Here is a 12,437-nt window from a genome sequence, read left to right on the forward strand (position 1 = left end):
CTGCATGCACGCATGCACCGTGGGGAAGCACGGGAATCGGGTATACTCCGCAACTTTCCGTCGAAGCCCAGCACAGGTGAAATTTTGAGCCAGACTACGCCTGCCGTGCGCACCTTCCAAGACCTGATCCTCGCCCTGCAGAGCTACTGGGCCGAGCAGGGCTGCGTGGTCCTGCAGCCCTACGACATGGAAATGGGCGCCGGTACCTTCCACACTGCCACCTTCCTGCGAGCCGTGGGTCCCGAGACCTGGAACGCCGCCTATGTTCAGCCTTCGCGTCGCCCGGCCGATGGCCGCTATGGCGAGAACCCCAACCGCCTGCAGCACTACTACCAGTTTCAGGTGGTATTGAAGCCCAATCCCGAGAATATCCAGGACCTGTATCTGGAGTCGCTGCGCCGCATCGGCGTCGATACCTCGGTGCATGATGTGCGCTTCGTCGAAGACAACTGGGAGTCGCCGACCCTTGGCGCCTGGGGCCTGGGCTGGGAAGTCTGGCTGAATGGCATGGAAGTCACCCAGTTCACCTACTTCCAGCAGGTCGGCGGCGTCGAGTGCTATCCGGTTACCGGCGAGATCACCTACGGCCTGGAACGCCTGGCGATGTATCTGCAGGGCGTCGACTCGGTCTACGACCTGATCTGGACCGACGGCCCCTTCGGTACCGTGACCTACGGCGACGTGTTCCACCAGAACGAAGTGGAGCAGTCCACCTACAACTTCGAGCACGCCAACGTCGACAAACTGTTCGAACTGTTCGATTTCTACGAGAGCGAAGCCAATCGGCTGATCGAGCTGGAGCTGCCTTTGCCTACCTATGAAATGGTTCTCAAGGCATCACACACCTTCAACCTGCTGGATGCACGCCGGGCCATCTCGGTGACGGCACGCCAGCAGTACATCCTGCGTGTACGCACCCTGGCCCGCGCGGTAGCGCAGAGCTATCTGCAGGCACGCGCCAAGCTGGGCTTCCCCATGGCGGCGCCTGATCTGCGTGACGAAGTACTGGCCAAGCTGGAGGCTGCAGAATGAGTGCACTGGATTTTCTGGTCGAGCTGGGCACCGAAGAGCTGCCACCCAAGGCGCTGGACAAGCTCTCCGCCGCCTTTCGCGCCGGTATCGAAAAGGGCCTGAAAGATGCCGGGCTCGCCCATGGCCGCGTACAGGCCTTTGCCGCACCGCGCCGGCTGGCCGTACTGGTGGAACAACTGGCGGCCCAGCAACCCGATCGCAGCGTGAATCTCGACGGCCCGCCGATTCAGGCCGCGTTCGACGCCGAGGGTGAACCGACCCAGGCTGCGCTGGGCTTCGCCCGCAAGTGCGGGGTAGACCTGGCGGAAATCGATCGCAGCGGTGCCAAGCTCAAGTTCAGCCGCACCATAGAAGGCCAGCCGGCCGCCACGCTGCTGCCGGGTATCGTCGAAGACTCGCTGAATGACCTGCCGATTCCCAAGCGCATGCGCTGGGCCGCGCGCAAGGAAGAGTTCGTGCGCCCGACCCAGTGGCTGGTGATGCTCTTTGGCGATCAGGTTGTCGAGTGCGAAATCCTCGCCCAGCGCGCCGGTCGCGAATCGCGCGGCCATCGCTTCCACAACCCTGCGCCGGTACGCATCAGCCGTCCGTCCAGCTACCTGGAAGACCTGCGCAGCGCTCATGTGATCGCCGACTTCGCCGAGCGCCGCGAGCTGATCGCCAAGCGCGTGGAGCAACTGGCTGCCGAGCAGAACGGCACGGCCATCGTGCCACCGGCGTTGCTCGATGAAGTGACCGCACTGGTGGAATGGCCGGTACCGCTGGTCTGCTCCTTCGAGGAGCGCTTCCTCGAAGTGCCGCAAGAAGCACTGATCACCACCATGCAGGACAACCAGAAGTATTTCTGCCTGCTGGACAGCAACGGCAAGCTGCTACCGCGCTTCATTACCGTGGCCAACATCGAGTCCAAGGACCCGGCGCAGATCATTGCCGGCAACGAGAAGGTGGTACGCCCGCGCCTGACCGACGCCGAGTTCTTCTTCAAGCAGGACAAGAAGCAGAGCCTGGAAAGCTTCAACGAGCGTCTGCGCAATGTGGTCTTTCAGGCCCAGCTCGGCAGCGTCTACGACAAGGCTGTGCGGGTTTCCCGCCTGGCCGCGTTTATCGCTGAATCCACCGGTGGCGATGTTCGGCGTTCGGCTCGGGCCGGCCTGCTGAGCAAATGCGACCTGGCCACGGAGATGGTCGGTGAATTCCCCGAGATGCAGGGCGTTGCCGGCTACTACTACGCGCTCAACGACGGTGAGCCGGAAGATGTCGCCCTGGCGCTGAACGAGCAGTACATGCCCCGTGGCGCTGGCGCCGAGCTGCCCAGTACCCAGACCGGCGCCATCGTCGCCGTAGCGGACAAGCTGGATACGCTCGTCGGTATCTTCGGCATCGGCATGCTGCCCACCGGCAGCAAGGACCCCTACGCGCTGCGCCGGGCTGCACTGGGCATCCTGCGCATCCTGATCGAGAAACAGCTGGATCTGGATCTGGTCAAGGCGGTCAATTTCGCCATCGATCAATTCGGCGGCCAGGTAAAAGCCGGCGGGTTGTCCGACCAGGTGCTGGGTTTCGTCTTCGAGCGCCTGCGTGCGCGTTATGAAGACGAAGGCGTTGAGGTGGCTACCTATTTCTCGGTACGCGCCGTGTCACCGGCTTCGGCACTGGATTTCGACCAGCGCGTGCAGGCCGTACAGGCCTTCCGCAAGCTGCCGGAAGCCCAGGCACTGGCGGCCGCCAACAAGCGTGTCTCCAACCTGCTGAGCAAGTTCGAGGCGAAGCTGCCGGAAACCGTCGAGCCACGCTGGTTCGACAATGCCACCGAATTCTCGCTGTATTCGGCGTTGCAGCAGGCTGAACAAGCGGTTCAGCCGTTGGCCGAAGCCCGCCAGTACCGTGAGGCGCTGGAGCGCCTGGCACATCTGCGGGCTCCGGTGGATGCTTTCTTCGAGGCGGTACTGGTCAATGCTGAAGACCCTTCGGTACGTGCCAACCGCTATGCACTGCTGGCCCGGTTGAGAGGACTGTTCCTTGGCGTCGCCGATATTTCCGCACTTGGCTAAGCCTGTGAAACTGATTGTTCTTGATCGTGACGGCGTCATCAACGAAGACTCCGATGCCTATGTGAAAAGCCTGGCCGAGTGGATTCCGATTCCCGGCTCGCTGCAGGCCATCGCACGGCTGTGCCAGGCCGGCTGGACAGTGGCGGTCGCCACCAACCAGTCCGGTCTGGCACGGGGCATGTTCAGCGCCACCACCCTCGATGACATGCACCTGAAGATGCAACAGCTGGTGATGGAGGAGGGCGGTCGCATCGACCTGATCGTGCATTGCCCCCACGACCCGGACGATGGCTGCGAATGCCGCAAGCCCAAGCCCGGGCTGTTCCGCACCATCGCCGAGCACTTCAACCTGCCTGACCTCAAAGGCGTACCGGTGGTAGGTGACAGCCATCGCGACCTGCATGCCGGCATGTTGCTGGGCGGCGAGCCCTATCTGGTCAAAACCGGCAAGGGCCTGCGCACCCTGGAAGGAACGCTGCCGCCAGGCACACGGGTTTTCGATGACCTGGCTGCGGTGGTCGATCACTTACTCGGGAGCGCCGCATGAAAGCCCTGCTTCCCTTACGCATCGCACTGTTCTATTTCCTGCTGTCGTTCACTGCCTTTGCCTGGTGCCTGGTTTGCCTGGTTTTTGCGCCTTTCATGCCGTTCCACAAGCGTTATCGCTTCGTGGTAAAGAACTGGTGCAGCTGCGCCGTATGGCTGGGCAAGACGCTGGTTGGCCTGCGCTATGAAGTCCACGGGGCGGAAAACATTCCGGCCAAACCCTGTGTAATCCTCGCCAAGCACCAGAGCACGTGGGAAACCTTCTTTATCTCGGCGTACTTCGAGCCCCTGACCCAGGTGCTCAAGCGCGAGTTGCTGCGCGTGCCCTTCTTCGGCTGGGCCATGTGGCTGCTCAAGCCCATCGCCATCGACCGCGAAAACCCCAAGGCAGCTCTGCGCCAGGTAGCCCAACAGGGCCAGGAAAGTCTGGAGCGGGGCGCCTGGGTGCTGATTTTCCCTGAAGGCACCCGTGTGCCGGTCGGGCAAAAGGGCAAGTTTTCCCGCAGTGGTGCATCCCTGGCGGTGAACGCCGGTTTGCCGGTCCTGCCTATCGCGCACAACGCCGGCATGTTCTGGCCCAAGGCTGGCTGGGGCAAGACACCAGGCGTGATCCAGGTGGTTATAGGTCCGGCCATGTATGCCGAAGGCGAAGGCCCGCGCGCAGTCGCCGAGCTCAACCAGCGAGCCGAAGACTGGATCAATGAGCAGGTGCAACTCCTGGAAAACCAGGCCGTGACCAACTGATCAACCTGGCAGCAGAGGGGCAGGGACGCCGCCCCCAAACTTCATCGAGAGCCTGCTACGTGCAACAGATATCCAATGAACAACTGGCTGCCGAATGGCAAAGCTTGCTGCAACGCTTTCCAGTCCAGGCCGGCATCGAGCTGAAGGCCGTAGCGGAAGCCAATAGCCAGGGGCTGGCCGAGCATTTCTACCAGGAGATGCTGGCCGATCCCCAGGCTGCACTGTTCCTGTCCCATGAGCAGGTTCAGGAGCGTCTGAGCGACTCCATGGAGCGCTGGGTACAGAGAGTCCTCTCAGCCAATGGCGATGAGGATCTGGAGCCGCTTATCGAACTGCAGCGCACCATCGGCGCGGTCCATGCCCGCATCGAAATCCCGGTGAGCCTGGTCCTGCGTGGTGCACGTCATCTCAAGGGCCGGCTGCGCACTTTGATCGAGGCGCGTGTGAAGGAGGAAATCCTGCGCCGCGATGCGGCCCGGCTGGGTGCGGACATCATTGACCTGGCAGTGGAAATCATCTGCTTCGCCTATTCCCAATCCCACGACCGCAACTCACGCGCCGAGGAAGCCTATCGCCTGTTTTCGGTAGCTCAGAACCTGGGTGCCGAGAAGGAACGTCAACGGGCAGCGCTGCTGGATTGGGAAAATCAGCTGATGTTCAACCTTGCGGTGGGTAGCAGCCTCTCCAGCTTGCCACGCCTGACCAGCTCCGAGTTCGGTCTATGGTTCCGCCATAAGGCAGCCCACGCCTTCCAGGGGTCACCCAACGCATCGGGCATTCTGGAGACCATCCTCAAGATCGACAAAGAACTGCAGCTGCTGGGCGAGGCCGGCGTGGATCAAGGCAACAGTACGCTGCACAGCATCCGCGAAAAAACCCGCTCCATCCGCTTCCTGCTGGACAACCTGTTCGAACAGGCCAGCGAACTGGAAGCTGGACGTGATGTACTCACCCGACTGCTCACCCGCAAGTTCCTGCCGGTGGTGATGAACAAGGAGATGCTCTACAGCCGCCAGGCCGGCGGGAGCTTCGGGGTGCTCGTTATCGACGTCGACAACTTCAAGCAGATCAACGACCGTTATGGGCATGATGGCGGTGACCAGGTGCTGCTGCAGATCGCTACGACGCTCTCCAACAACACCCGTGGAGGCGACTATGCGTTCCGTCTGGGCGGCGAGGAATTCCTTCTGGTGCTGGTGGATGTCAATACGGAGAAAGTGATGAAGGCGGCGGAAAAGCTGCGTAGCCATATCGCCGCCGAACGTTTTCGCCTGCCTCAGGGCGAGATGCTCAACGTGACGGTCAGCATCGGCGTTGCCGTTCATGATGGTCACCCCGACTACGAACACCTCCTGCGCCGCGCCGACCAGGCCCTGTATGAAGCCAAGCGCAATGGCCGCAATCGTTGCGTTCTGGCGCCCTCCAGCTAAACCGGCCTAGGTAACGCAAAAAGGGGGAGCAGACCGAAATCTGCTCCCCCTTTTCTTTACCTCATGTCCGCTACGCGAGGCCGCCGCTTCGCAGGAGCGGCTTTCCCGCGTGCCTTACCGGTCTCAGGCGACCGGCGAGCTGCTGCGGATCAGGTGATCGAAGGCACTCAGCGAGGCCTTGGCGCCTTCGCCCAGGGCAATGACGATCTGCTTGTAGGGCACGGTGGTCACGTCACCTGCAGCGAACACGCCAGGGATGTTGGTCTGGCCCTTGGCGTCGACGATGATCTCGCCGAAACGGTTCAGCTCCACGCTGCCCTTGAGCCAGTCGCTGTTGGGCAGCAGACCGATCTGCACGAAGATGCCTTCCAGCTCGACGTTGTGCAGCTCGTCGCTGTTGCGGTCCTTGTAGACCAGGCCGGTGACCTTCTGGCCGTCACCTTTGACTTCGGTGGTTTGCGCCATGGTCAGGATGGTGACGTTGGGCAGGCTGCGCAGCTTGTTCTGCAGCACTGCATCAGCGCGCAGTTCTTCACCGAACTCCAGCAGGGTGACGTGGGCGACGATGCCGGCCAGGTCGATGGCCGCTTCCACGCCGGAGTTGCCGCCGCCGATCACCGCCACGCGCTTGCCCTTGAACAGCGGGCCGTCGCAGTGCGGGCAGTAGGCGACGCCACGGCCACGGTATTCCTGCTCGCCGGGTACGTTCATTTCACGCCAGCGGGCACCGGTGGAGAGGATCACGGTCTTGGACTGCAGGCGTGCGCCGTTTTCGAACTCGACGGTGTGCAGACCTTCGGCACCGGCCGGGATCAGCTTGCTGGCGCGCTGCAGGTTCATGATGTCGACGTCGTATTCACGCACGTGCTCTTCCAGGGCGCGGGCCAGCTGCGGGCCTTCGGTGGCCTTGACCGAGATGAAGTTTTCGATGGCCATGGTGTCCAACACCTGGCCGCCGAAGCGCTCGGCTGCGACACCGGTGCGGATGCCCTTGCGTGCGGAGTAGACCGCTGCAGCAGCGCCGGCCGGGCCACCGCCGATGACCAGTACGTCGAAGGCGGCCTTGGCGCTCATCTTCTCGGCATCACGCGCTGCGGCGCCGGTGTCCAGCTTGGCGAGGATTTCTTCTTCGCCCATGCGACCCTGGCCGAACAGTTCGCCGTTGAGGTAGATGCTCGGCACCGACATGATCTGGCGGGCTTCCACTTCATCCTGGAACAGCGCTCCGTCGATGGCCACGTGGCGGATGTTGGGGTTGAGCACGGCCATCAGGTTCAGCGCCTGGACCACGTCCGGGCAGTTCTGGCAGGACAGCGAGAAGTAGGTTTCGAAGTTGTATTCGCCTTCGATGTTCTTGATCTGCTCAATCACTTCCGGCGCAGCCTTGGACGGATGGCCGCCCACCTGCAGCAGCGCCAGGACCAGCGAGGTGAACTCATGGCCCATGGGCAGGCCGGCGAAGCACAGGCTGATGTCACCGCCGATGCGGTTGAGCGAGAACGACGGCTTGCGCGCATCCTGGCCGTCGGTCTTGAGGGTGATCTGGTCGCTGAGGCTGGCGATGTCCTGCAGCAGGCTCAGCATTTCCTGGGACTTCTCGCCGTCATCCAGGGACGCGACGATCTCGATCGGCTGGGTGACCTTTTCCAGGTAGGCTTTCAACTGGGTCTTGAGATTGCTGTCGAGCATGGAAATACCCCTTACTAAGTGACTGACCTTAAGGTCTGAAAGGTGAAAAACTTTGATGGAGTGAATGTTAGCGGGGACGAGTGGATTTCAAAAATTGATTAAAGCAAGCATGCCTATCGTCAAAAACTATCGATAACTTCGAGCCGTATTACCTACTGTGTTCCACGTGGAACATCCCGATCCTTTTTTTCAAACTTAAAAAAACCCCGGCTCTTGGCCGGGGCAGAGTGACACTAAACAGGACGAGGCTGAGTGGAATGGATCTTCCACTACAGAGACGAAGAAGAATCAGAAATCCAGGTTCGACACCGCCAACGCGTTCGTCTCGATAAAGTCGCGACGCGGTTCAACGGCATCGCCCATAAGGGTATTGAAGATCTGGTCTGCCGCAATCGCATCCTCGATGGTCACCTTGAGCATGCGTCGCGCTGCCGGATCCATGGTGGTTTCCCACAACTGCTCAGGGTTCATCTCACCCAGACCCTTGTAGCGCTGAACGCTATGGCGGCGCGTGCCTTCTACCAGCAACCAGTCCAGGGCTTCCTTGAAGGAGGAGACAGTCTTCTTGCGATCACCGCGCTGAACGTAGGCACCTTCCTCCAGCAGACTGTTCAATTCCTCACCCAGAGTGGTGACCGCCTTGTAGTCATTGCTGGCAAAGAAATCACGGTTGAAGGTGATGTAGCTGGCCTGGCCGTGGGAGATGATCTCCACCTCAGGAAGCCACAGGTGCCGCTCCTTATCCTCACGAAGGCTCGCCTTGTACGCCAGCCCCGAGCGCTCGACACCATCTAGCTTGGCCGAAAAGGCTGCTACCCAGGCTTGCATGGCCGATTGGTCAGCCAACTGCTCAAGGGTAACCCGCGGCAGATAAATGAAATGCTCGGTCAGCTCCTGGGGATAGAGGCGTGACAGGCGCTCCAGGGTCTTCATCACAGAGCGGTAGTCATTGACCAAGCGCTCCAAGGCTTCGCCGGACAGGCCCGGTGCATCTTCGTTTACATGCAGGCTGGCTTCTTCAAGGGCTGACTGGGTGCGGTATTCCTCCATCGCCTCGTCATCCTTGATGTACTGCTCGTGCTTGCCGCGCTTGACCTTGTACAGCGGCGGCTGCGCGATATAGATATAACCGCGCTCGATCAGCTCAGGCAGCTGCCGGAAGAAGAAGGTCAGCAGCAGGGTACGAATGTGCGATCCGTCAACGTCAGCATCGGTCATGATGATGATGTTGTGATAACGCAGTTTGTCGATGTTGTACTCTTCGCGGCCGATGCCGCAGCCCAAGGCGGTGATCAGGGTGCCGACCTCCTGAGAGGAGATCATGCGATCGAAGCGGGCACGTTCGACGTTGAGGATCTTGCCCTTGAGGGGCAGGATTGCCTGGGTCTTGCGGTTGCGGCCCTGCTTTGCAGAGCCGCCCGCAGAGTCACCCTCCACTATGTAGAGTTCGGAAAGGGCAGGGTCCTTTTCCTGGCAGTCAGCCAGCTTTCCTGGAAGACCGGCGATATCCAGAGCACCCTTACGACGCGTCATTTCACGCGCCTTGCGAGCTGCTTCACGGGCACGGGCGGCATCGATCATCTTGCCAACGACAGCCTTTGCCTCGTTGGGATGCTCAAGGAGAAAGTCCGCAAAATGCTTGCCCATTTCCTGCTCAACCGCCGTCTTCACTTCTGAAGAAACGAGCTTGTCCTTGGTCTGAGAGCTGAACTTGGGATCTGGCACCTTGACCGAAACGATGGCAGTCAAACCTTCACGCGCATCATCGCCGGTGGTTGCGACCTTGTGCTTCTTGGCCAGGCCTTCCTGCTCGATGTAGTTGTTCAGGTTACGCGTCAGCGCCGAACGGAAGCCCGCCAAATGCGTGCCACCGTCGCGTTGTGGAATGTTGTTGGTAAAGCAGAGCAGGTTCTCGTTGAAACTGTCATTCCACTGCAGTGCCACTTCTACACCAACACCGTCCTCACGCTGGACATTGAAGTGGAAGATTTCGTTCACCGGGGTCTTGTTGGTGTTCAGATAGGCCACGAAGGCACTGAGACCACCTTCATATTTGAACAACTCTTCCTTGGCATTGCGCTCGTCGCGCAGAACGATGCCGACGCCCGAGTTAAGGAAGGAAAGTTCGCGCAGACGCTTGGCCAGGATGTCCCAGCTGAAGTGAATGTTCTGGAAGGTCTCAGAGGAAGGCTTGAAATGAATCTGGGTGCCTGAGTCCTCGGTATCGCCCACAGCCTCAAGAGGGGCCTGAGGAACGCCATGACGATAGACCTGTTCCCAGACCTTGCCACCACGGCGAATCGTCAGTACCAGCTCCTCGGACAGTGCGTTGACCACGGAAACACCTACACCGTGCAGACCACCGGAAACCTTGTAGGAGTTGTCGTCGAACTTACCACCGGCATGCAGAACGGTCATGATCACTTCCGCAGCCGATACACCTTCTTCATGGATATCAACCGGGATACCACGACCGTTATCACGCACGGTGATGGATTCGTCGACATGAATGGTGATGGTGATATCGGTGCAATGGCCAGCCAGGGCCTCGTCGATGGAGTTATCCACCACCTCGAACACCATGTGATGCAGGCCGGTGCCGTCGTCAGTGTCACCAATGTACATACCGGGACGCTTGCGCACCGCGTCGAGGCCTTTAAGTACTTTGATACTGGACGAATCGTACGTGTGGTTTTCGCTCATGCCGTCACTCCCGAGGGGCCGTGGACCTGGGCAATCGTCCCATGTTCCACGTGAAACATTGAGACTGGTGTATCGTCACGCCAGCCTTCTCGCAATAGGTTCGAATCAACGCAGGTGATAAAGACCTGGCAATTCAGTTGTTCCAGCAAGCTACACAACGCAAGCCGGTGGTTTTCGTCCAGCTCGGACGGTAAGTCATCGACCAAATAGATACATTGGCCCCGCTTGGCTTCGCTAACCAGATGGCCTTGCGCTATGCGCAACGCACAGACAACAAGCTTCTGCTGGCCGCGCGACAGAGTTTCCGCTGCGTTATGGCCAGCCATACGCAGACGAAGATCAGCCCGCTGAGGCCCGGCCTGGGTATGCCCCATAACTCGATCACGTTCGATAGACGCCGCCAGTACATCGGCAAGGGGAAGGCTTTTGTCCCAGCCCCGGTAGTAACTCAACTGAAAGCCTTCAAGCTCCAGCAAAACCGCCAGAGTGCGCTCAAAAACCGGCTTGAGTGCCTGTATGTAGGTTCGTCGGTACTCGTCGATCTCTTCACTCGCCAGGCTCAGCTCACGGCTCCAGGCCGCTTGCGAAGCAGCGTCAAGTGTACCATGCCGGAGCCACGAGTTACGCTGCCGCAGGGCCTGCTGTAGGCGCTGCCAGGCCTGTAAAAAACGTGGTTCCACGTGGAACACGCCCCAATCAAGAAACTGCCTGCGCAGTTTTGGCGCACCTTCCAGCAGACGGAAACTATCAGGATTGATTAACTGCAGAGGCAGCGTGTCCGCCAGTTCGGCAGCGCTCTTGACGCTCTGTCCATCGATACGGATGCGCACATCACCCGAACGATCTCGAGATATCCCCAGAGCACTGGACCTTTCCGCATCGAGCCTTACCTGACCAAAAACCGTACAGCTGGTCTGCTCGTGAGCAATCACCGGATTCAGCCGCGCGCTGCGAAATGAACGTGCCATGCCCAGGAGGTAGATGGCTTCCAGCAGGCTGGTTTTGCCGCTGCCATTGTCGCCGTAAAGGATGTTGATGCGAGGGGAGGGGGTTAACGTCACCGGCTGCAGATTGCGAACGCCGGTGACGGAGAGACGACTAAGGGACATTCAGCGCTGATTACAGGCGCATTGGCATAACGACGTAGGAGGAATCGTCGTTGTCGAATTCCTGGACCAGCGCGCTGCTGTTGGCATCGGAAAGGATCAGGCGCACCTTGTCGGTGGTCATTACGCCCAGTACGTCCAGCAGATAGCTGACGTTGAAGCCGATCTCCAGCGAGCCACCGTTGTAATCGACTGCTACCTCTTCTTCCGCCTCTTCCTGCTCGGGGTTGTTGGCCTGGATCTTCAACAAGCCGCTTTCCAACTGCAGGCGAATGCCGCGGTACTTCTCATTGGAAAGAATCGCCGTACGGCTGAAGGCTTCGCGCAGTGTCTGCCTATCCCCGACCACCAGCTTGTCGCCACCGCGTGGCAGGACACGCTCGTAATCGGGGAACTTGCCGTCCACCAGCTTGGAAGTGAAGGTGAATTCGCCCGTAGTCGCACGAATATGATGCTGCCCCAGCACGATGCTGACTTCCCCGTCCTGCTCGGTCAGCAATCGCGCCAGCTCCAGGATGCCCTTGCGTGGAACGATGACCTGGTGGCGCTCCTGCTGATCGATGTTGGCTTGAACCGAGCACATCGCCAGGCGATGGCCATCGGTGGCCACTGCGCGCAGCATGCCGCTGGAAACTTCAATCAGCATGCCATTGAGGTAATAACGCACGTCCTGCTGGGCCATGGCGAAACTGCTGCGCTCGATCATGCGGCGCATGCTGCCTTGGCTGACGTTGAAGCTCAGCGAACCCGGCCCTTCTTCCACGGCGGGGAAGTCATTGGCGGGCAGGGTGGAAAGGGTAAAGCGGCTGCGTCCGGACTTGATGACCACTTTCTGATCGTCGAGACGGATATCGATGAGCGCATCAGGCTGCAGGCTTTTGCAGATATCCATCAGCTTGCGTGCAGGGACGGTGATTTCACCGGGCTCGCAGGCATCTTCCAGGGCGACGCGGCCGACCAGCTCGACTTCCAGGTCGGTGCCGGTCAAGGACAGCTGCTGATCTTGGACGACCAGCAGTACATTGGACAGCACCGGCAAGGTCTGGCGCCGTTCGACGACGCCGGCTACCAGCTGCAGGGGTTTCAACAGGGCTTCGCGCTGAATGGTGAAATGCATGGTCCGGTCCCTTGCCTAT

At 60.1% G+C, this 12,437-nt stretch carries 9 protein-coding genes; 5 read left to right on the forward strand and 4 right to left on the reverse strand.

Annotation, left to right across the window (positions count from 1 at the left end; translation table 11 throughout):
• The first annotated feature begins 84 nt into the window (after positions 1 to 84).
• From glyQ to BN1079_RS12580, 5 genes are read left to right on the forward strand one after another with little or no spacing between them, the layout of a single operon-like run.
• On the forward strand, positions 85 to 1,032 hold the full coding sequence (gene glyQ / locus BN1079_RS12560) for a glycine--tRNA ligase subunit alpha (RefSeq protein ID WP_037024855.1): 948 nt from the start codon (positions 85 to 87) through the stop codon (positions 1,030 to 1,032).
• Entirely contained in the window at positions 1,029 to 3,083 is a 2,055-nt protein-coding gene (gene glyS / locus BN1079_RS12565) for a glycine--tRNA ligase subunit beta (RefSeq protein WP_037024857.1), read from the forward strand. Before glyQ ends, glyS begins: the two co-directional genes overlap by 4 nt.
• Before the next feature lie 4 nt (positions 3,084 to 3,087).
• On the forward strand, positions 3,088 to 3,630 hold the full coding sequence (gmhB, locus tag BN1079_RS12570; RefSeq protein ID WP_037024858.1) for a D-glycero-beta-D-manno-heptose 1,7-bisphosphate 7-phosphatase: 543 nt from the start codon (positions 3,088 to 3,090) through the stop codon (positions 3,628 to 3,630).
• Positions 3,627 to 4,373 (forward strand): lysophospholipid acyltransferase family protein, encoded by a 747-nt coding sequence (locus BN1079_RS12575; protein ID WP_037024859.1) that lies wholly within the window; start codon positions 3,627 to 3,629, stop codon positions 4,371 to 4,373. Before gmhB ends, BN1079_RS12575 begins: the two co-directional genes overlap by 4 nt.
• A gap of 59 nt (positions 4,374 to 4,432) precedes the next feature.
• A complete protein-coding gene (locus BN1079_RS12580; RefSeq protein ID WP_037024860.1) occupies positions 4,433 to 5,803 on the forward strand; it encodes a diguanylate cyclase in 1,371 nt (456 codons plus the stop codon).
• A gap of 123 nt (positions 5,804 to 5,926) precedes the next feature.
• Here the strand turns inward: BN1079_RS12580 and ahpF are convergent, their stop codons facing one another.
• The 4 genes from ahpF to dnaN form a co-directional block, all read right to left on the reverse strand.
• A complete protein-coding gene (gene ahpF, locus BN1079_RS12585) occupies positions 5,927 to 7,492 on the reverse strand; it encodes an alkyl hydroperoxide reductase subunit F (RefSeq protein ID WP_037024861.1) in 1,566 nt (521 codons plus the stop codon).
• Between the two features lie 288 nt (positions 7,493 to 7,780).
• Positions 7,781 to 10,195: a DNA topoisomerase (ATP-hydrolyzing) subunit B gene (gene gyrB, locus BN1079_RS12590; RefSeq protein WP_037024862.1), complete on the reverse strand. Its 2,415-nt coding sequence runs from the start codon at positions 10,193 to 10,195 to the stop codon at positions 7,781 to 7,783.
• Positions 10,192 to 11,304, reverse strand: coding sequence for a DNA replication/repair protein RecF (gene recF, locus BN1079_RS12595; RefSeq protein ID WP_037024863.1), 1,113 nt, complete (start codon positions 11,302 to 11,304; stop codon positions 10,192 to 10,194). Before recF ends, gyrB begins: the two co-directional genes overlap by 4 nt.
• 10 nt (positions 11,305 to 11,314) lie before the next feature.
• Positions 11,315 to 12,418 (reverse strand): DNA polymerase III subunit beta, encoded by a 1,104-nt coding sequence (gene dnaN, locus BN1079_RS12600; protein WP_037024864.1) that lies wholly within the window; start codon positions 12,416 to 12,418, stop codon positions 11,315 to 11,317.
• Positions 12,419 to 12,437: the final 19 nt, after the last annotated feature.

The sequence above is a fragment of the Pseudomonas saudiphocaensis genome (assembly GCF_000756775.1).
In the GTDB taxonomy this organism is placed as follows: Bacteria; Pseudomonadota; Gammaproteobacteria; order Pseudomonadales; family Pseudomonadaceae; genus Stutzerimonas; species Stutzerimonas saudiphocaensis.

What these genes read in the sequence shown, in the direction of transcription:
- glyS (WP_037024857.1), top strand. Translation starts at nt 1,029, where the DNA reads ATGAGTGCACTGGATTTTCTGGTCGAGCTGGGCACCGAAGAGCTGCCA.
- BN1079_RS12575 (WP_037024859.1), top strand. Translation starts at nt 3,627, where the DNA reads ATGAAAGCCCTGCTTCCCTTACGCATCGCACTGTTCTATTTCCTGCTG.
- ahpF (WP_037024861.1), bottom strand. Translation starts at nt 7,492, where the DNA reads ATGCTCGACAGCAATCTCAAGACCCAGTTGAAAGCCTACCTGGAAAAG.
- gyrB (WP_037024862.1), bottom strand. Translation starts at nt 10,195, where the DNA reads ATGAGCGAAAACCACACGTACGATTCGTCCAGTATCAAAGTACTTAAA.
- recF (WP_037024863.1), bottom strand. Translation starts at nt 11,304, where the DNA reads ATGTCCCTTAGTCGTCTCTCCGTCACCGGCGTTCGCAATCTGCAGCCG.
- dnaN (WP_037024864.1), bottom strand. Translation starts at nt 12,418, where the DNA reads ATGCATTTCACCATTCAGCGCGAAGCCCTGTTGAAACCCCTGCAGCTG.